This window comes from Hominimerdicola aceti (assembly GCF_025567495.1).
Taxonomy (GTDB): Bacteria; Bacillota; Clostridia; order Oscillospirales; family Ruminococcaceae; genus Hominimerdicola; species Hominimerdicola aceti.
Window position 1 is genome coordinate 1 of sequence record NZ_JAOQJZ010000014.1, and the last position, 20525, is coordinate 20525.

At 36.8% G+C, this 20525-nt stretch carries 15 protein-coding genes and 2 pseudogenes; 13 read left to right on the forward strand and 4 right to left on the reverse strand.

Annotation, left to right across the window (positions count from 1 at the left end):
• Positions 1 to 175 precede the first annotated feature (175 nt).
• Positions 176 to 1285, reverse strand: a complete 1110-nt coding sequence (locus tag OCV57_RS11830) for a tyrosine-type recombinase/integrase (protein ID WP_267301716.1) — start codon at positions 1283 to 1285, stop codon at positions 176 to 178.
• Positions 1286 to 1562: 277 nt separating this feature from the next.
• Here OCV57_RS11830 and OCV57_RS11835 point away from each other — a divergent pair, with 277 nt between their 5' ends.
• The 10 genes and pseudogenes from OCV57_RS11835 to OCV57_RS11880 all read left to right on the forward strand — a co-directional run bounded on the left by OCV57_RS11835 (position 1563) and on the right by OCV57_RS11880 (position 14029).
• Positions 1563 to 2315 (forward strand): zinc-ribbon domain-containing protein, encoded by a 753-nt coding sequence (locus OCV57_RS11835; protein ID WP_041337444.1) that lies wholly within the window; start codon positions 1563 to 1565, stop codon positions 2313 to 2315.
• 13 nt (positions 2316 to 2328) lie between these two features.
• Complete coding sequence (locus OCV57_RS11840) at positions 2329 to 2970, forward strand: zinc-ribbon domain-containing protein (RefSeq protein ID WP_041337446.1); 642 nt, start codon at positions 2329 to 2331, stop codon at positions 2968 to 2970.
• Positions 2971 to 2972: 2 nt separating this feature from the next.
• Positions 2973 to 3938: a zinc ribbon domain-containing protein gene (locus OCV57_RS11845; RefSeq protein ID WP_041337447.1), complete on the forward strand. Its 966-nt coding sequence runs from the start codon at positions 2973 to 2975 to the stop codon at positions 3936 to 3938.
• Between the two features lie 39 nt (positions 3939 to 3977).
• Positions 3978 to 4670: a vWA domain-containing protein gene (locus OCV57_RS11850; RefSeq protein ID WP_041337448.1), complete on the forward strand. Its 693-nt coding sequence runs from the start codon at positions 3978 to 3980 to the stop codon at positions 4668 to 4670.
• 74 nt (positions 4671 to 4744) lie between these two features.
• The gene (locus OCV57_RS11855; protein ID WP_267301719.1) at positions 4745 to 6142 is read left to right on the forward strand and encodes a protein phosphatase 2C domain-containing protein; all 1398 of its coding nucleotides are present in this window, start codon (positions 4745 to 4747) and stop codon (positions 6140 to 6142) included.
• Positions 6132 to 8045, forward strand: coding sequence for a protein kinase domain-containing protein (locus OCV57_RS11860; RefSeq protein WP_041337450.1), 1914 nt, complete (start codon positions 6132 to 6134; stop codon positions 8043 to 8045). Before OCV57_RS11855 ends, OCV57_RS11860 begins: the two co-directional genes overlap by 11 nt.
• 343 nt (positions 8046 to 8388) lie before the next feature.
• Positions 8389 to 11118, forward strand: a complete 2730-nt coding sequence (locus tag OCV57_RS11865) for a zinc ribbon domain-containing protein (protein ID WP_267301720.1) — start codon at positions 8389 to 8391, stop codon at positions 11116 to 11118.
• A 39-nt stretch (positions 11119 to 11157) separates the two neighbouring features.
• On the forward strand, positions 11158 to 12330 hold the full coding sequence (locus OCV57_RS11870; protein WP_117864413.1) for a tetratricopeptide repeat protein: 1173 nt from the start codon (positions 11158 to 11160) through the stop codon (positions 12328 to 12330).
• A 13-nt stretch (positions 12331 to 12343) separates the two neighbouring features.
• Positions 12344 to 12805 carry a CFI-box-CTERM domain-containing protein gene (locus OCV57_RS11875; protein ID WP_147337891.1) on the forward strand — a complete coding sequence of 154 codons (462 nt, stop codon included), beginning with the start codon at positions 12344 to 12346 and terminating at the stop codon, positions 12803 to 12805.
• Between the two features lie 323 nt (positions 12806 to 13128).
• Positions 13129 to 14029 (forward strand): annotated as a pseudogene (locus OCV57_RS11880) (IS256 family transposase).
• 396 nt (positions 14030 to 14425) lie between these two features.
• Here the strand turns inward: OCV57_RS11880 and OCV57_RS11885 are convergent.
• The 3 genes and pseudogenes from OCV57_RS11885 to OCV57_RS11895 all read right to left on the reverse strand — a co-directional run.
• On the reverse strand, positions 14426 to 15172 hold the full coding sequence (locus OCV57_RS11885) for a hypothetical protein (protein WP_195388591.1): 747 nt from the start codon (positions 15170 to 15172) through the stop codon (positions 14426 to 14428).
• Positions 15166 to 16116 carry a MarR family transcriptional regulator gene (locus OCV57_RS11890; protein WP_117893587.1) on the reverse strand — a complete coding sequence of 317 codons (951 nt, stop codon included), beginning with the start codon at positions 16114 to 16116 and terminating at the stop codon, positions 15166 to 15168. The genes OCV57_RS11885 and OCV57_RS11890 overlap by 7 nt, the downstream gene beginning before the upstream one ends.
• 146 nt (positions 16117 to 16262) lie before the next feature.
• Positions 16263 to 16391 (reverse strand): annotated as a pseudogene (locus tag OCV57_RS11895) (AbrB/MazE/SpoVT family DNA-binding domain-containing protein); the annotation flags it as partial.
• 343 nt (positions 16392 to 16734) lie between these two features.
• Here OCV57_RS11895 and OCV57_RS11900 point away from each other — a divergent pair.
• The 3 genes from OCV57_RS11900 to OCV57_RS11910 all read left to right on the forward strand — a co-directional run bounded on the left by OCV57_RS11900 (position 16735) and on the right by OCV57_RS11910 (position 20478).
• Positions 16735 to 17757: a glycoside hydrolase family 5 protein gene (locus OCV57_RS11900; RefSeq protein WP_267301722.1), complete on the forward strand. Its 1023-nt coding sequence runs from the start codon at positions 16735 to 16737 to the stop codon at positions 17755 to 17757.
• Between the two features lie 421 nt (positions 17758 to 18178).
• A complete protein-coding gene (locus tag OCV57_RS11905) occupies positions 18179 to 19036 on the forward strand; it encodes a hypothetical protein (protein ID WP_267301724.1) in 858 nt (285 codons plus the stop codon).
• Positions 19037 to 19053: 17 nt separating this feature from the next.
• Entirely contained in the window at positions 19054 to 20478 is a 1425-nt protein-coding gene (locus OCV57_RS11910) for an ABC transporter substrate-binding protein (RefSeq protein ID WP_022288049.1), read from the forward strand.
• The last annotated feature ends 47 nt before the right edge of the window (positions 20479 to 20525 follow it).

Genomic DNA, 20525 nt, shown 5'->3' on the forward strand with positions numbered 1-20525 from the left:
TTTCTTTCCGCATTTTTTGCAAAACATAATAAAGCTCCTTCACTTGAATAAATCTAAGTGTCTATACCTATCTTATAATATACCACTATAAGAAAAAGAGCCCCGCAATCCCCGATAAATCAAGGCTTTGCGGAGCTTTCCGACCACAATTCTGACCAGAAATAAAATAAAAAAGCTAAACGCAGGCATATAATTTTTCAAGCTGCTTACGTTTCATATCCATATTGGAATGTACATACCTCTCAAGTGTAATTTTCACACTTGCATGACCTAAAAGTTCGCTGACAGTTTTAACATCAATCCCAAGCCGAATGCATTCCGTAGCAAAGGTATGCCGCAGAACATGAAAATTCCTATACGTTACACCAATGTGTTTCAGAAAAGTTTTGTACCTGTACTGATAAGTCCTCGGTTCGGTATGTTGAACTGATTGTGTCAGGAAGCAGCAGTCAGGATTGACATTTCGTTTGATTTTAGCAATCTGCGACAGCATAAAAGTCGGAATAGGAATATCACGGATAGACTTAGCGCTTTTTGGCTCATCGATTAGCACAACTGTTTTAGGTGTTATTGCATTAGGGTTTTTAATTCTCTGGAGCGTTTTCCGTACACGAATCACCTGATTTACAAGGTCAATATCCTGCCACTTCAAAGCGCATATCTCACCTATTCTCAGACCAGTATAAAGGCAAAGCAGAATACCGAGAATTTGGCAATCATCACATAAAGCATTCTTACGAATTTTCTCTATTTCAATGCTTGTAAAAACCTCAATTTCCTTATGCTCCGATTTTGGCAGCGATACATTTTTAGCAGGGTCATCAAGCTTGTATTCAATTTCTCCGTAAGCAAATACAGATTTCATCATGATTAGAATTGCCTGCACGCTCCTTGATGAAAGTCCTTTTCCGTCATCTCTGCCGCATTCCAACAGTTCGGACACATAGCGATTGATCATAAATGAAGTCACTCTGTCAACACGCATATCTCCAAGCGGTGCAGCGATGTAATTCTGATACATGGTGCGATAACTGACATAGGTTGATGATTTAATACTATTTTTACGGCTTGCAAGCCAGACCGCAAACAACTCGTTCACAGTTATCGGGTTGTTTTTTGGCAACAAATCAACTTTAGCAAGCTGTAGCTTCTGCGAACATTCCACATAGCTGTAAGCGTAAACAGACGAATACTTTGCTCTACCGTTTTCCATGTAACTTGAAATATACCTGCCCTCCCAGCGACCGTCCTTGCGTTTGAATATGTTTTCTCCTCGTCTTGACATAGCGATACCTCCTTAAAATATGTACTTTAAGTATACACCCGTTTTGACGAGATTTTTGACCAGAAATAGAAGAAAAAAGAGTTATAAACATCTCGAAATCCTTGATATTTTACCGTCAATTATATAGATTGACAGAAAGCTATCATTGAATTTGTACAAAATATATAATTAGTTTTGTCAGTTTTAGTCAATCCGTGGATTGACATTTTTATCTTTTAGTGGTATATTATAAGATAGGTATAGACACTTAGATTTATTCAAGTGAAGGAGCTTTATTATGTTTTGCAAAAAATGCGGAAAGAAATTATCAGACAACACAGTTATTTGTCCCGTTTGCGGAGAACCTACGGGAATGCAGCCGACGCCTTTCCCTCAACCAAAACCTACGGGAATGATGCCGCCGCCTTACACTCCACCAAAACCTACGGGAATGATGCCGCCTTACACTCCACCACAGCCACCCATTCATCCGGATCCTGCCACTCAGGTGAGTTATTGCCGTAAATGCGGTGCTGCTTTGCCTTATGGGCAGACTCTATGCAGCAATTGCCAAGCAGGTCAACTAACCGGGCAAAACCCGAAAGTAATAACATTTATGATCTCACTCTTATTATTCTATATGAAAGGTGAGATTAGAATGGAACAGAATTTTATTAAAACCAAACTTCCGAATGCGATTTTATTCATACCATTTGGCACTAAACGAAAAAGTATTCCTATTAATCAAATTTCATCAGTCAATTCAAATTTCTCATTGAATCCAAAATCCTTTATTTGCGGACTTGTTGCTTTAATTGCTGCCATTATATGCTTAGGTGGATCTCCTGCATGGGGAATTATATTGTTATTACTGGCAGCATTGTATATTATAGATTCTTTTACAACAATGCTTGTCATAGAAAAGACATCGGGAAACGTAGAAGAAATTCCATTTTACATTATGGAAAAAACAAAATGTGAAAACATTGAAGAGATGATAAATCAGATTATTTCTCAAAGAATGTATTCAACCATGCAAAATAATTTTTAGGAAGTGACCAGCTATGTTTTGCAAAAAATGCGGAAAGAAATTATCAGACAACACAGTTATTTGTCCCGTTTGCGGAGAACCTACGGGAAAGCAGCCACGCCCTCAACCACAGCCACGCCCTCAGCCGCAGCCTGCTCCTGCCCCTCAGGTGAGTTATTGTCCTAAATGCGGTAATGCCGTTGCACCTAATGCGGAATTCTGTCTACATTGCGGATGTGTTTTAAATAACTTCAACCCTCAAGATGGAGGATTTGCAGCAATAATGAAAACTAATAAAAAACGTAATATACTTATTGCTATTATATTAATGTTGTTTATTGTTATAATTGCTTTTATTTTATTCAGGATATTTGAGAGCAACGAGAGTAAGATTCAAGGAAAATGGTTGCTTTATTCTGATGGTACCGAATTGGTAGATAAAGAAGATCAAGTGACTTGGGAATTTACCAATGGAAGGTTACTCATTTCCGGTGCTTATTCCGAGGAAGGCTACTACTCAATCGATGGTGATACTCTTGAAATATATGATGATGATTATAGAGTAAGTAAGTTACTTGGACATTCTAAAAGGTATGTAATTGAAAAACTTTCCTCCAACAAATTGATTTTGAGGAAAATAAATACAGATAGAACGTATGTTTTTAAGAGGTTATAACTATGATTTGTAAAGAATGCGGCAATAAAATAGATGATAACTCAACTTTTTGCAAATTTTGCGGATACAAAGTATCTGCGGAATCATCTTGCCAGAAAGCGTATTTAAATACCCCAACCGAAAACAGTTCTGCAATAAAGTCTAAACAAGTGAAAAAAAATATTATAATATCACTATCCTCTATTATAACTGTATTAACTGCTATAGTTTTGATAACAGTTATTATTAAAATACATAATAAACAAGAAAATATTGTCACGGATGACGATTTATCAAAAACAGAGATTGGATCTGGTGTTACTGATAATGCTATTAAAAGCAAATCAGCCAAATCAATAACAGATTCTAATACAAACGTTGAAATAGAGTCTGAAAAAACAGACTCAAATAATAAAACCTATGAATCGATTGAATTCATTGGAATCGATAATTATGACGACTGGTCAGCTGCAAATTTTTATGATACTGACGGAAACGAAGTAGAGTATATCGATAACAAATACTTTTCTGATTTCGAAGAAACAGGTTGTTCAATAACTGTTACTTTAAAATATCTTAATACTGATTATTATGTATTTGCACCCAAAGATGCTGTAGATTGGAATGCTCTTTATAAGCTTGACGGGAATTACATAACCGGTGTACCTACGGCAGCAGATGCAGTCAGCATTAATAATGAATCATATACTTTTCCAAATGAGATCAGTAATGACATTATTGAAAATACAAGAACATTTATACAATCAGACGGTTTTTTCTGTTTATTTGACTTTAAGCCTGAGACAGTTTCTTTCAATCTTTCTGCAAAAGCCATATCTTATCTAAAAAACAACGCTACTATAAACGATGACAATACAGAATATGGTGGGATAGTATTTCAAATGTACGGATGTATTATTACTGATTTGGTAATTGATGTGCCTCTCTCAGTTAATGATGTAGGTATGATTATAAAATCAAACCAGTAAATATTCTAATTATATATAACAAATTTAGGAGGACTTATTATGCCAAAATTAAACCAAAGAGATTTCAATGACGAACCGGTAAAATACGTTACGGAAAAACACGTTGCCTGTGTTTTTCTATTGGATACGTCAAGTTCAATGAACAGCAATGAAGCAATAAAACAGCTTAACGAGGGACTCAGAGTATTCAAGCAGCAGACCCTATCAAGTCTTGATACCCATGCAAAGGCTTGTATTGATGTGGCTGTTGTTACGTTCGACAGTGATGTCAAGGTAATTCAGGATTTTGCTCCGGTAGAAGAAATGGAATTACCTGAACTAAAAGCATATGGAAATACTGCTATGGGCAAAGCCCTGGAAACTGCAATGGATATGGTCACGATGCAAAAAAATAAATACAACTACGCAGGAACACCTTATTTCAGACCTTGGATCTTTTGCGTAACTGATGGTGGTCCAAATGATGATTACCGTGAGTCAGCTGAGAGATTAAAGTGGATGGAGAATAACGGAAAGGCGATTGCATACTGTGTTGGCGTGGACGGTTTTAGAGCCGATATTATGAAACAAATATTTGATCCAAATAATATATACGGATTAAAAAATTGTGATTTCACTGGGCTGTTTAAATTTGTTTCATCCAGTCTGGATGCTTTGAGAAACAGTACTGAGGAATCCGGTTCGTTAAATATTCCTGCACCTGATACAATGTTTAAGGTTCCGCTTGATTGAGCCTGCGGAAATTTTTAAAGATATGAAATAGATCGGAAGATACACTCTGCTGATAAAGGAGTAAGTTTGTAAGAATGATTGGATATTTTAAAATTTCGGCAATAGGAACAGCACATTTAGAAAATCCTGACGGTGTATGTCAGGATTATTCTGATGTGCTAAAGCTTGACAACGGATATACAATAGCTGTAATTGCCGACGGTTTAGGCAGTGCAAGTAAATCGGATATAGGTGCAAAAGTGGCTGTGAATTCATTCTTGGCTTACATAAATTTGCATATTAAAACCAAAAAAAGCGATAAGTTTTACATTGATCTTATATCACAGGCATATCAAGAAGCATATAACAACGTAATGAATACTGCCGAAGACATGAAAATAGATTTTTCGGAATATAATACAACCCTCACTGCTGCGATTTATAATGGTAAAAACTTATATTACGGTCAATGCGGTGACGGCGGTATTATCGTTTTAACGCCGAGCGGTAATTATGATTGTGCAACAGAAGTAAAAAAGGGAGAAGCATTCAATGAAACATATCCGCTCTTGGGCGGTCCCGACAATTGGTCCTTTGGAAAATATCCCGACGAGGTCTGTGCATTAACGCTTATGACAGACGGCATATTTGATATTGTGTGTCATCCTCTGCTTGCAAATGAAGCTCAAAAAATAAATATTCCATTTATCCGCCGATTTATGGACAGAAATATTCTTAGGGCAAATAACAAAACTGATTTTGAAAATCTGCAAAAAAGCATATCTAAATTTGTTTCGGGAAACGGCTTGCCTAATGTAACAGATGATAAAACTATCGTAGGATTGATAAACACTGATATTTTAGCAGATTTAAAAGACGAGGAATATTACAAGGAACCTGATTGGGATAAGTTAAACGAAAACATGAAACGCAAACTCCGTGAAGGCCGCAGACCTACTCCTATTGATATAAAAAAGCCTACAAATATAATCAAAGTAACTCCTACTGGTGAAAGCGTAGTAATTAATGATGAATCCAGAAAGTTAAAGAAAAGATTACAAAATTCGTATAGAATCAACCGCCAACTAAGGAAAATCGTTTTGATACAGCTGATAGTGATATTAGTGCTTATTATTATTTGTTCTATCTGTATTGTTTTTTTAAACAAAGGTAACGTTCAGGATACATCGAAAAAGAGTATGGAATCTTCCAGTATAAGTAAGGATAGCGCTTACAACGGCAAACATACGCAGGAAAGCGCTATTGCGGATGATGATACTTCTGATCATGCAGATGATTCTACACAAAGCGATAGTATGGCGTCAAATTCTGAAAATGATAAAGCTAAAGATAAAGCTATAAAAGATGCTTTACCAAGAATGAAACAAGCTCTCCAAGAGGTGGGAACATCGACTCATTTTACTTATATTAATTCAGAAGCTGTTGATGAGCACTATAGTAATATAACGGGGGGTTCCAGCAGTGGCTTCTAATAATGATAGAAGAATTTATTACGATTTGAATAGCGGACAAAAATATGTATTATTTGAAGAAAGCATTACTTCCGGCGGCGAGGGCAGCATTTATAATATAGAAGGTATGCCCGATTTGGTTGCAAAGATCTATCATGAAAAGAATCGTACCGAAAACAGGAAAAATAAACTTCTGGCTATGCTTGAAACAGATTCAAATGACTTGTCTGAATGTGCATGGCCTCACGCCATTCTGTATCAGGATAACAATTTTTGCGGATATGTAATGCAAAAAGTGTCAGGGTTAAGCAGCTTGATAGATTTTTACGTTTATGATAACAGAAAAAAATATTTGTGGTCACAATATGTAAAAGTGGCAGAAAATATTGCTGCCGCCGTGAATAATGTTCACGACAGCGGACATATAATCGGAGATCTGAACCCAAATAATTTCATGTTAGATGTGAACACTGGTCGAGTTATGCTTGTAGATACGGATTCATATCATATCAAAAGTAAATCAGGAGAAATTTTTCCATGTACTGTAGTTACTCCGGAGTTTATTCCTCCTGAGCTTCAGGGTAAAACTTTTGATGAAAATAATGCACGGAATATGTTTAACGAAAGCACAGACAATTTTGCTCTTGCAGTTATTATTTTCAGGCTTTTAATGAACGGCGTTCATCCTTTTTCATGCGTTGTTACCACCAAAGAATCTATGAGTAATTTCCAACCTGTAAAGAACATACAAAATGGATATTGTCCTTATTTTACAAAAAGTAATATTAATGGGAAAATAGCAAAAACGCGCTATTCACCTAATATAGGTATTCTTCCGAGAGATATTCAAAAGCTATTTGAAAGAGCATTTATTGAAGGTCAACAAAGCAAGAGCGCCAGACCGAGAGCAGACGAATGGTTTTACGCACTTGATTCTTTAAGTCAGAGATTGTGCAAATGTACCGACAATCCAAAGCATGAATACTTTATAGGACTAAGCAGTTGTCCTTGGTGTAAGCTTGACATGGAAATAAGAAATAAATCAAAGCCAAATCCGGGAGATTTGAAAATTGACGACGGATGGGAGGAATTTCGCAGGAAGCAAAATAAAGAAAAAGCATCAAAAGATGAAATAAATACAAAAACTCACAACGAAGACAAGAAAGCGACAAGAGCATTGATAGCTACGATTCTCATAATATCATTTTTTTTAATACTTGCTTTGATTGGTATTTATTCAGATGAATCCTCCCCAAATTATGCTGAAAATGTTACTGATACATATAATTATTACGATGATACTATCGACAGCAGTTTGTATAAAACAAATTCGATTTTTACTCCGATGTCAACTATAGATAAAAATGAATTGTCAGAAAATAAACAAGAAATATCAATTGAAAATATAGAAACTAATGTTGATGAAATATCGGCTTACGCTGAGATAGACTTTGACGAGGAGGTAATTTGGGATGTTCCCGAAACTATCTCTTCGTATGAGTCGTCTACAATACCTGCACCTACCCTCAGTTTTAGTGTTAATATTTATGATATCGATATATCTTTTGATTCGGACGCAACGGTTTATGACCTTATCGCAGAAACGGATTGCGATAAAGCTTATGTAGATCCATTTTCTAAAAATGGTATTGACTTTTATGATAAAGAAAACGGTCATGCGACCGTAAGCCTTTTCTATGCAGCTCCATGTTCAGGAAATCTATTTATAAAAAAATCAAATGGTGAAGTTTTAAAAAAAATCCCGATAGATATAGCGTGGAAAGACTGTGAATTTGTTTCAAGTAACGAAGATATTATAACATTTGGTGATGAACAGTTTGAAATAAAGTCTACAGGCAAGTTAACGATTTCTTATATTTATGGTGATGATGTTGTAGCAGAAAAGGAAGTTGAAGTAATTTAATACATATTAAGGCGTTGATTATAGATGATTAATACAGGAGTGAGATAGTTTATGTATTATGAATGGTTATTTTTTTAATAAAAATGGTACCTTTATAGCATACTGTTATCCGCCGGAAGATTCCTTTTTATCATGTCAAATTCCGAAAGGAAGCGCAAAATTCGTTTATACGGCATTTGACAAACCCGAAGACGGAACGAGATCGCTTCTGACATTAAAAAATGATGAGCAATATATTATAAAAATTGATTATAAGACAAAAACGATAGAAGTATATACGGAAAAAAGGAAAAATACTCAACAAAGCCACAATTTCAAAGTAATTCATAGGAAGTGACATACAATGAATAAAAGATGCCCTAAATGTGGGAAGCTGCTAAATGAAGATGCGAGAAGCTGTAATATATGCGGATATAAATTTAAAATTAATATACCCTACGATCCCAACTACGATCCCATTGTTATGAGGAAATGCAGCAAATGCGGCACCGGATTTACCATTCACAGCTCTAACCCAGGAAAATTATGCCACAATTGCATGGAAAATAGGTCTAAAATAAATTCTTCCCGGAAGAAAAATCGTGTTGGGAAAATAGCTGCTTGTGTTTTTTCTGTTGCAGTTCTGGGAATAGGAGCTTTTTTTGCATATAAATATCTATCCTCAAATAAACCTACTGTTCAACAAGTCCAAACCGCTTATGAAAGCTATGAAAAGGTAAACTCTACTTTGAGAGATATAATATCCGATCCTGATTATAAGAATGGATCAGAGAACGACAAAAAAGAAAAAATCGAAAATGCATTAAACTGTATGGTCGAGGAATCAATGATCAGCGACATTGACTACAGTGAAGATACTATGATTTATGAATATGTCTATAACGATGGCTCTTTGGGCGGAGTAATGCTGGAACCTTTTGACGAGAGTGTTAATGGAATAGCAAAAAACTATGCCGATATAGATCAAAACGGTCAAATCAAAGCAATCGATAATAAAGTAGCCTTTGATTCGGAAAAATATTCATACAGCAAAACTGATATGAAAGCAAAAGTAATGTATGGTCTTGGATACGATGATATGCTTGAATTGTTAAATCAGCGTTCAGATGTGTGGACAAGCGAAAAGCTTTTAACAGATATCGACACAGATTGTACTGTTGCAGATTTTGCAGAGGAATTGGCTGGATATGATTTTATTGATATTGAAGAGCATGGTACACTTTATAATGATACTCCTATTATATGTACAAAGGAAGTTGTGACTGAACAAAATATCGGAGAATATTTTGATGATATAATTAACGGTAATATTATTCAAGTGACATATGATGACGATAGCTCCGGAAATACTTATTACTGTATTATGCCGTCCTATTTTACATCTCACTATAAAAATAACGAGCTTGAAGGATCAATAGTATTTTTAGGTTCCTGTAAAGCATACATAAACGATAAGCTTGTGAATGCATTCAAAGACGCAGGAGCATTAAGTGTAATTGCAAATACAGAAACAGTATATACATATTACAATTACTATATTCAGGACGCATTTGTTTATAGCTTAATGTGCGGAGACAGCATAGACGAAGCCCTTGATTTTGCAACAGATATCTGGGGTGAAAGTGATATAGAATGGGCTGATATGTATCTAACCGATAATGAGATCAAGCCAGAAGTTGCTACTCCCAAAATTGCAATAGGAGGTCAAAATAAGCTTGTTGAAGTAAATGAAAACACATCTCAACAAACGCCGGAATTCGTTGAAGAAATATTAAGCTGGTCGGAAGAACATGAACCTATGGACAGCGGTACCGGTTGGCTTGATTCATATGAAATGTATAAAGGTTATATTGGTCATAATTATGCTGAAAAGGATGAAATGTGGTTCCAGGATCTAACCGGAGATGGGGAACCTGAACTTATTATTGGCGGATATGGACTTATGATCGGACAGGAGGAGCAAAAATGCTTCACTGTTTATGAAAAAGATAATGGAATTATTGCAACGGGAGAAGATCTCTATACCGTATGGAGTAGTAACAGAAGTGATTATGGACATGATGCGTTTACCTTTACTCCATATAAAGATTCAAACGGAAAAATAATATTGGCAGACGGACAATTTTATGCATACACAGGTACAGATCTTCCTGAAGATGCAGGCGCATATACCTTAAATGAAGTTGTTTTAGGAGAGAACGATAAAAAAGTAAGGTGTACCGAGAAGATATACTTTAATTATGACGGTGAAAATAAAAAGTATTCTTCATTTAAAGTAGGAAATGATGAAACTACATCAAGTGAAGTCATTAATACATATAACAATTATTTTGCAGATAAAACTCCTTTAAAAGCGTCAGTTAAAACTATAAAAAAGCTGGATTATCTAAAAATGACTCAGGAAGAACGTAAAAAGGCATTGACTGAATCTTATTATGCTTTTAAATATACCGAAGATAAAAGCATTAGGCCTCCGCTTAAAGATATGATCGATAGTATTCCTAAAGACAGTTCTGATAAAAAGGACACCGATAACATAGAAAAAAATAAAAATCCCGACGATGGTAAGAACACTGATGTTAAAGATATATACAGTGCATATCTTGACAAATTATCGGAATTAAATCAACAATCTTCCGTAGAACCCGCTTACGCTTTATTTGACATAAATAGAGATGGTACAGATGAATTGATTTACATATATGATATAGCAGCAGCCTCAAGGTTTCATGTATATGAATATGACCCTGATGATGGATCGGTAGTATCTACAGGTGATAGTGATACTGGCTGGGATGATCTGTATTATTCAAAAACGCTCAATTGCCTTGTAAATTATTATTCTCATGGTTGTGATGTTAATGCAAATACACCCAGTGGAATAATAACCTTTCTTACAAAGTATTCCTTGTCTAATGGTAAATTAACGTCAGAGGAAATTTATAAAGGAGATGCACTTGAATTTTCTGAGAATGAATATTCATATTACAATTTTTACGAAATAACTATTGAGCAATGTAATGGCTGTACTATTGATGATTTAAAATCAAATGCCGAAAGAAATAAATTTTGATTGATACGGGTTGAAAAATATAAAGGAGGTCGGTAATATATGGACTTAAGGAATTGCACAAAACAAGAATTGTCTCAAATGCCTTATGAATATGTTCGTGAAGCATATTATCAGCACAACCCGAACGCTGTATGGATATTAGGAGTATTTTTTCGTCACGGAAAAAATGGTGCACCTCAAAACTATGAGAAAGCAAGACAGCTCCTTGAAATAGCTTACGAATATGAAGGTGCAGGATCGGGATTTATTTTGGGGAATATATATGAAGAAGGACTTGGAACAACTGTTGATCTAAAAAAAGCAGAAGATTATTATTGTGCATTTTCTGAAGAAACGCATGATCCAACCGGATACTCAGCCGCAGCTTTTTTATATCTGAAAAATGAAAACTTGCCGAATAGAGATGAAAAAATTCCGGAGTATCTAAAGAAAAGTGAGGCATTAGGCGGATGTCCATTATCAGATACGCTTATTGGTCAGTTATATATTGCAGGTACACCAGACTTTCCGAAGGATATTAATAAAGCTGTATTTTATCTTGAACGTTCAAAAAATTATAAAATACTTGGTGATTTATTTTCAGATGAAAAAAATATTGAGCCAAATTATAAATTAGCAAGCTATTATTATGAGCTCGGAATGTCGGATAATATGGATTGTTGTGCAAAATATGCATTTTTAAATTTATATTATGGTTCTATAAATGAATCGTGGACAAATGTCCCAAAAGGTATATCAGTAGCAAAAAAATATTTAAAAACCAATAATAATTATGAAAGTTCATTTTTTATTTTAAAAGCAATGTTTCTTTTTTTTGATAAAGCGAAAAATATTGAAGGTCTTGAATTGTGTACTGATTATTTATATATTATTGGTGAATGTAATAGTGATTCTGAAGATAAAAATCAATTATATTATTCAATTATTGATTCATTAAGTGATCTATATATAAATGAAAACCATACGGATAAATTAGATGGTCTTTTATCAAAGCTTTCTAAAATGACTGACGCTTATCCTCAGATTGCTGAAATCACATTTTATTTAGAAGGCTTATTATGTTATAAACACGGTATCTTTTGTTTAAATATAAATGAGATTTCAATGGCTTATGATTCTTTTGATTCAGCATATAAACTTGGGTTTGAAGATGCAAAAAAATTTTTGATCAGATTCAAAAGGGATATTTTCGGAAAATTAAAATTCAGATAGGGAAATGATAATTATGGATTATGTAGAAATGAATAAATGCGGTTCCTGTAAGTATTATACTTATGAGGGGGAATATAAGAAAGGCTATTGCAGTTGGTATAAATCTTATTACTATGCAGATGACTCGTGTAGCCATTGGGAAGAGGGAAACATATCAAGCACCGGAGGATGTTTTTTAACAACAGCTTGCTGCGAACATAAAGGCTTACCTGATGATTGCTACGAGCTAACAACATTAAGATCTTTAAGAGATCATTATATGAAACAGTCTGTTTTCGGAAATGGGTTAATAAAAATTTACTATGAAACAGCACCTGCAATTATAGAAAAGATCAACAAATTAGATAGAAAAGATGAGATTTACAATGAAATCTATAGTAAAATCGTTTATATCGTAGATCTTATTGAAACTAAAAAATACGACGATGCTGTATGTGAGTATGTACGTATGATGTTTTGGGCAGAAAAATTATGACTCGTAAAATTAATAAATAGTATACTAAAAGACATTTTCAATATAGTGACGTATCCATTAGGTCCTATTTCGGTTCTGAAAAAACAACTGTGTAAATGCGTATAACACCCAAAATAAAATCAATACTATATTTGCAGCCAAATAGGGCAACGCTGAGGAGCGACCCTATGCAAGCTGCGAGATAAAACGGTGGAAAGCAGCGGCAGCAATGTCGCTGCTTTTCGACCCTCTGAAAAAAAAGTCTGTAAAAAGTCAGTCAACTGTGGTAAAATAGAAATAACACAGGAGGCTGATTTTTTATGGGAAGAAGAAAAAGAGAACCAATGAGTGAAGGAAAAAAGAACATCATCGGAATGCTGCTCAAGGAGTATGATATCCGGTCAGCAAGGGATATAGAAGATGCTCTGAAGGATCTTCTTGGCGGCACTATACAGGAAATGCTTGAGGCAGAGCTGGATGAACACTTAGGGTACAGTTCATATGAACGCTCGGACAACTCCAATTACCGTAATGGAAAGAAAACAAAGAAGATACGTGGAAATTTAGGCGAAACCGAGATCGAAGTACCACAGGATCGAGACGGAACATTCGAGCCTAAGGTCGTAAAAAAGCGTCAAAAGGATATTTCAGGTATCGAACAGAAGATAATATCGCTGTACGCAAAGGGCATGACAACACGCCAGATAAGCGATACCATCGAAGATATTTACGGATTTGAGGTCAGCGATGGTATGGTATCCGATATCACAGACCGTCTCCTTCCGCAGATAGAGGACTGGCAGAAACGTCCGCTTGATGAGGTTTATCCCATTGTATTTATTGATGCTGTACATCTTTCTGTACGAGAAAACGGACAGATAAAAAGCTTGCAGCGTATGTTGTTCTTGCTGTCAGTCTTACAGGACATAAGCAGGTATTGTCCATACATATCGGTGAAAACGAGAGTGCAAAGTACTGGCTTGGCGTTCTGAACGAGCTAAAAAATCGTGGCGTAAAGGACGTCCTCGTGATATGTGCCGATGGTCTTTCGGGTATGAAAGGAGCCGTAACAGCGGATACCGCCGTCTGAACAAACAGAGAAGCGTATTTCCGAGCGATACGGCGCTGTTGAAGGCTCTGTATCTTGCAACTCATAAAATAGCGAAAAAATGGACTATGCCACTGAGAAACTGGTGCAGAGTTCTTGGTGAGCTTGAAATCATGTATCCCGACAGGCTTGGCTGAGCGAGCCGCTGAAAATCAGCCTGATTCCATTGCGCTGTGCTCCACTCCATCAGGCTGATTTTCAAAAAGAACCTTGACAAATTACAGTACCCATTGTATACTGTAAAAAATTAGAGTGGCAAATTTTATGCCACTCCCAACTAATGTTTTTATCACAGTTGATTAATTTACAGAGATTTTTTCGCAGAGCCAGCTTCGCTCACAAACGGTAAAAAATGCGTGTCTGCACTATCCGTCCGGTTTCCGTTTTACTTTATGCACAACCTATCCGTCAATCTCAAAAACGCAAGCAGAAAATATAATAAAAACGCACCAATTTCAAAACGGAGTTGAATTTTTTTGCTGTAGCATAAAAACACAACCGCTGTACTTCATAATAATTAAGAACACTGCTTATCATCCAAAGATCCTATGTAATACCTCTACTACATCATCATTTTTAAGTCCATAGCTTTTCAAGGAATTGCTGTCAAATGGGTCTTGCCCCAACAAGTCAATAAAAGTATCAATATCTAATTTAACTTTTGCGGGTAATTCAGATACGCTTTCAAGCATTAGCTCAGCTGTTATTCGTAAAATGTCCTTTTTGTGCTTCTTTATATCGCTCGAATCAACAGCTTCGCCTTTCTCTTTCATTTGTTTCAAGTCAAGATATGCCTTTGCCTTGAACAGAATAATATATTCAGGGCGAAGAACAGACAGGCCGTTTCTTACAACTTTTCCTTCCAGCAAAGCTTTATAATACTCATCATCAAGCAGAATTGCTGACAGACTTGAAACAGAATCATCTATGTGTATTGGTGTGATCCCTGTCATTTTACGAAGTTCAAAATTATTCCTACAAAACAGTTCTATCATTTTAGGATAGGTATCATCTTCAGGTTTATCAAATCTGTAAAACTGCGGCTTTTGTACACTTGTTGTCTTATTTCGGTATCTCCCGTTCTGAATAAATTTCCAGAATCTTTCTCCAAACTCAGGCGTAAGAGCCTCGACTATCAAAACCATATCCAGATCCCTTGTTGCTCTGAAAGTTGCGTCATTGCTTTCAAATATAATATCACAGGCTGCACCGCCTATAAGCACATATTGTTCTTCGTAGTCGGCAAAATAGTTTCTGAAAGTATCTAATCCTTTTACCACACATATTCCTCCAACATCTCGTTTATAGATTTCATTACTCTTTCGTCCTGCAATTCTTCATCGGTCAATGACAGGGATGCGCTTAGTGGGTCTTGTATCGGCTTATGGTTATAGTCAATGAAATAGCCCACTTCAAGAACTGCACAGCCAATAGCTTCTCCTTTTCGAACTTGCTTCAGCTTTTTTACCCCTGTGTCAGATAACTCTTTTTTTGTCACCGCATAGGTAGTGTAAGCATTATCAGAGAGCAATGAATACTCGCACAGAGCAGTGATTCCTGCCTTTTTGTCTAAATATATATCATTCGGAAACTCGTATCTTCTAATAACAGGGCTTCTAAGAATGTGCTGAAGCTGTTCCCACAGCTGCTTTATATCAGACGGAACGGTAACAGCTCTTGCTTTGCCCTTTGTATCAAGGATATTGACATTCAGATATTCTATTTCATCAAAGCACCTGCTCGCAGACGTTTTGGATACGCCCAGCTTTGTGGCAGCTTCTGATACTGTTACCTTGTTCCACCTTTCATAGATTGCCATAAGTATTAGCTTTTGCGTCAAGTACGAAATAATATCAACAGGTGCAATATCACGTTCACCTGAATTAGACAGCAGGCAGCCTATAAACGGCAAATAAACCTGCTTGCCTTTCAGTACAAATGGGATGCCGTCCTCGACAAGTTTTTCCTTGATATAAGGGGTGGTCGATTTAAGAAATATTGCACAGTTAAGTCCTGAAATATTCTGAACTTTAGCTCTGTCCTTTCGGAGCGCAATAAGACCAACATCGCCTTTTGGTTGAATTGCAAGCCAGTCTATTCCGTTGATTTCAACATCAAATAGATCGTATCTCCCTTTGAAAGCAAGCGGCAATCGGTCGTATAGGTCATTATTCTCTTTTATTTTAACGTTTTGTCTTAACGTTTTTTTTAGGTATTCTCTCATATGCTCACCTTTTAAATCTATAACGTAATTTAAGTTACAGATTTAAAATAACACATTCTTATCAAAATGTCAAGCTGTTTATAGTTTTTGCTTTTAATTTATTTTATGTACAGCCTGTCCGCAATTCTCAGCAGACACATACAGCATTCCAGTTCGTAGTTCAACGTTGTCTGTAACGGGTCGCCCTCACGGATACGCATGGTGCGCCTTATTTCTTTAGGTATGACAACTCTGCCGAGATCGTCGATCCTGCGGACAATTCCTGTTGCTTTCATATTTATGACCTCCGTTGTTTTTTCAAAATTGCAGTAATATTATTTGCAGAGGTGGGGAATTTATGTAGGAAAAAAAGCAAATAACGTGTTTTGCGGTCGTTGACAAGTTTTTGTGCGGAGATATAGCCTTCACCATGTAATAGATCACACGAAAAGACCCGAAACTTGAAGCTCGGGACATATAACTATTGGAGAGAAGACATATAGATATCAAAATACATTTAAAATGTCATAATAACATTACGATTTTTACACGAATATTAAAATTATGATATAATTTTCAGCCGTATAGTGCTACGATATAGTTGCAAACAAAACTAGAATCAGAAAGGACGGTTAAAATATGAGAAGATTTAATGGCTATATGCACGGCATCGATATCGGAGGCTGGCTGTCACAATGCGATTACAGTAAGGAACATCTTGATAATTTTATTACAGAGGAGGACATCAAGCGTATAAAGGGCTGGGGCTGCGACCACGTTAGAGTGCCTGTGGATTATAATATCTTTCAGGACGAAAACGGCTTTATAGAGAGCGGCTTCGACTATGTTCAGAAGTGTATCGATTGGTGCGGAAATAACGGTATCAATATGATACTTGACCTCCATAAGACAATGGGCTTTTTCTTTGACAAGGCTCAGGCTGAAAGCGGATTCTTTGATAACGCTGAGCTTCAGCAGAAATTCTATGACCTTTGGGAAGAGTTTGCAAAGCGTTTCAGCAAATATTCTGACAGGGTCTCTTTTGAACTTCTCAATGAGGTAACTGATCCTAAGTTCAGCAAAAAGTGGAATGCTATCGTTGAAAATGCCATAAAGCTTATTAGAAAATACAGCTCTGATATAAATATTATTGTGGGCAGCTACTGGAACAACTCTATTGATTCAATGAAAGACCTTGATAAGCCTTATGACGAGCATATAGTTTATACTTTCCATTGCTATGACCCATTTCTTTTCACTCATCAGGCTGCCTATTGGGTAGATGAGATGCCGAGAGATTTCAGGATCGATTATCCTGGCAGCGTCCCAAAATACAGAACTGAGATAAAGCGTCTTGGTCTTGAATATATGCAGACATATGAGGAGGTCAAGACAGAGAAATTTACGCCTGATTATTTTATGGGAAGATTTGCTGAGGCTGTAAGGGTCGCAGAGGAAAGAAATGTTCCTATGTATTGTGGCGAATACGGTGTTATAAATCTTGCATCTGCTGAAAATACTCTTAACTGGTACAAGGATATAAGCAGTGCCTTTGAGAAATGTTCTATCGGAAGAGCGGCTTGGTCATACAAGGGTGTTGACTATAGCTTTATTGACGGACATCTTGACAGCGTTCTTGATGAACTGGTAAAGTATCTTTAATAGATCATTGCTTAATATAACTCCATTTTTGGACAAGCTCGGTCACGTTTGCCGAGCTTGTTTTTTTATGCTTAGTTTCATAAATTGATGTTTGCTCATAAAATTCTATTTACGATAATTATTTGATATAAATAATTGAATATTGATATAATAGTTTTGAAACAAAGCGTATAATATAAACATATTAATTCATAGTCACTTTCTTATAATAACTTCCGAATAAACAGACCTGCTTGAATATCAAGTGGGTCTGTTTTCATATATTTATAATCTTTCATAAATTCGATATTAAACACTTTTATGATATTTATGTTACATTTTTGATATAAACAAAACGATTACATAGTTATAATATATACAGAAACAACAAAATAAATTGCTTTTAGCGAAAAATTTTATTGAAAAATAGGAGGAAAAGGTTATGAAGATCAAAAAATTTGTAGCAGGTCTTTCAGCAGCGGTTCTCGCAGCAACAATGATGTCAGTTTCTGTTTCGGCAGCAAAGCTTGGCGATGTTGTTCACCCGTCAGAGGAGGACTCAAAAATGAATGACTCATATTATTCTATCGGAGCAATGGGCTTTTATATGGGTCAGGACTGGACCTGGAATCAGGGCGACTGGGTAGGCATTGATGATACTGGCAAGATAACTGTTGAATATAAGATAAGCAAAGTTGTCACCGACAAGACAATGTCAGGCAAGGGAACTCTTGGAGATATGGGCGTTATGGTGGCTAATCTTCCTGATGGTGTTTATCCTGTGGACGTTAAGATATCTGACGCAAAGTTCGTTGCCGAGGACGGCACAACAACGGTTTTTGATTCGCTTAATTCTATCACTTCATTGGACGAGGACCCAGAGGGTGGAATAAGAATACATATCAGACCAACTGAAGAGGTCGATGATGAAACAGGCGAGGTAACAAAGAAATCTTGTCCTGAGGTCGCAGGCTGGGAGAAGGAAGGCGCTTTCAACGGCGGCACACTTTCAATGACGCTTGATTTCGGTGTTGCATCTGCCGAGGGCGGAGAGTCAAAAACAGATGCTTCAAAGGCAGATTCAAAGTCTGATGCTTCAAGCTCAAAGGCTGATACGTCAAAGAAAGACGCTTCTTCATCTAAGGCAGATGCAGGCAAGACTTCTGCAGCAGCGGCTACATCTTCAAAAGCATCTGACGATACATCTAAGGCAGCAGAAACTGGTGCGGCTGTTGGCGGAGCATTTGCTGTTATCGCTCTTGCCGGCACAGCAGTGATCGTTGCAAAGAGAAGAAAGTAATATTTGGAGGTATGGCTATGAATAATGCAAAAAGAGTTTTGACATTTGCCCTTGCGGTTTGCTCGCTTTCCGCATTTGCATCTTGCGGAAGTTCAAGTGATTCATCAAGCAAGGTAGTTGACAAAAAGCTAAAGGAAGATCAGCAGCAGATAGTTCAAAGACTTGCTGATGATATGAAAGATGTGAGAGATCTCAAGAGCAACGAAATAAAGTGGTTTTCACATTGGGATATCAACCCTACTGAGGCAGAGGACAAGGAGATAGGTGCTGACCTTGCTTTGTTCAAGACAAAGTATAATGGTAAGATAAACTGGGTGCAGACCACTTGGGAAACTAAGTTTGACGATCTTGCGGCACTTGTAATGTCAAATGATTCACCTGATTTCATCGGTGCTGATGATATGGACGTTTTCCCTAAGGGTGCTATAAAGTCAATGATAGAGCCTATCGACGATTATATCGATCTTTCAAAGCCTCTTTGGACAGACATAAAGGGTGCGACAGATCAGTTTATGCTTGGCGATAAGCATTATGTGAGCGTTATCAGAACAGACCCTGCATATGTTTTTGTATACAACAAGCAGACAATGGAAGATAATGGCTATGACGATCCTGCTGAGCTTTTCAAAGAGGGAAAGTGGAACTGGGATACATTCACAGAAATGTGTCTTGATTTTACTGACGCTGAAAGCGATAAATACGCACTTGACGGCTGGTATTATGAAAAGGCTTTGCAGCAGTCTTCTGGTGTGCCGCTCATCGGTATCACAGACGGCAAGCTTGTAAATAATATTTCTGACCCTATGATAGCAAAGGCTCAGAATATGATGTATGAGCTGCAGAAGAACAATGTTGTTTATCCAAAGCACGAGAATAATTGGAAACTCAGAGGCGACGCAGAGGGCAGCGGAATGGCAACAGGTCTGACGCTTTTCTATCCTATCGGACTTTGGGCACTTGAGAATGCTCCATCAACAACTGTAAACTATGGCGATGTATCAAAGGGAGAGGTAATGTTCGTTCCTGTTCCTTGCTCAGCTGATAGCGATAAACAGTATATCCCTTCAAGAGTACACGGCTTTAGCATTGTAAAAAACGCTCAAAATCCTGAGGGCGTGGCAGCTTTCCTTGAATGCTGCCGTTATGCAGAGCTTGACGAGGCTGCACATCAGATAACCCTCGATCAGTACAAGGACGATTACGGCTGGACAGATGAGATGCTTGAAATGAGAGAAACTATCTATGATCTGTCTGCACAGAATCCTGTATTTGACTTTGAACAGGGCGTATCTGCCGACCTTAACTCTATTTGCGATACTGCAATAAGAGGAACAATGAATCCGCAGGAGTCAAAGAGCTGGTCACAGGTCGTTCAGGAAAATGAAAAGGCTATAGATTATCTTATCGACGAGGCTATGACTTCAATGAAAGAGGCTAAATAATATCTAATTATCAGAAAAAAGGGCGGCAGGGTGATTTGCCGTCCTTT

Excerpts from the sequence above, each read along its gene's own strand:
- OCV57_RS11850 (WP_041337448.1), top strand. The coding sequence starts at position 3,978 with ATGCCAAAATTAAACCAAAGAGATTTCAATGACGAACCGGTAAAATAC.
- OCV57_RS11865 (WP_267301720.1), top strand. The coding sequence starts at position 8,389 with ATGAATAAAAGATGCCCTAAATGTGGGAAGCTGCTAAATGAAGATGCG.
- OCV57_RS11875 (WP_147337891.1), top strand. The coding sequence starts at position 12,344 with ATGGATTATGTAGAAATGAATAAATGCGGTTCCTGTAAGTATTATACT.
- OCV57_RS11900 (WP_267301722.1), top strand. The coding sequence starts at position 16,735 with ATGAGAAGATTTAATGGCTATATGCACGGCATCGATATCGGAGGCTGG.
- OCV57_RS11910 (WP_022288049.1), top strand. The coding sequence starts at position 19,054 with ATGAATAATGCAAAAAGAGTTTTGACATTTGCCCTTGCGGTTTGCTCG.
- OCV57_RS11830 (WP_267301716.1), bottom strand. The coding sequence starts at position 1,285 with ATGTCAAGACGAGGAGAAAACATATTCAAACGCAAGGACGGTCGCTGG.
- OCV57_RS11855 (WP_267301719.1), top strand. The coding sequence starts at position 4,745 with ATGATTGGATATTTTAAAATTTCGGCAATAGGAACAGCACATTTAGAA.
- OCV57_RS11840 (WP_041337446.1), top strand. The coding sequence starts at position 2,329 with ATGTTTTGCAAAAAATGCGGAAAGAAATTATCAGACAACACAGTTATT.
- OCV57_RS11845 (WP_041337447.1), top strand. The coding sequence starts at position 2,973 with ATGATTTGTAAAGAATGCGGCAATAAAATAGATGATAACTCAACTTTT.
- OCV57_RS11905 (WP_267301724.1), top strand. The coding sequence starts at position 18,179 with ATGAAGATCAAAAAATTTGTAGCAGGTCTTTCAGCAGCGGTTCTCGCA.
- OCV57_RS11870 (WP_117864413.1), top strand. The coding sequence starts at position 11,158 with ATGGACTTAAGGAATTGCACAAAACAAGAATTGTCTCAAATGCCTTAT.
- OCV57_RS11890 (WP_117893587.1), bottom strand. The coding sequence starts at position 16,116 with ATGAGAGAATACCTAAAAAAAACGTTAAGACAAAACGTTAAAATAAAA.
- OCV57_RS11835 (WP_041337444.1), top strand. The coding sequence starts at position 1,563 with ATGTTTTGCAAAAAATGCGGAAAGAAATTATCAGACAACACAGTTATT.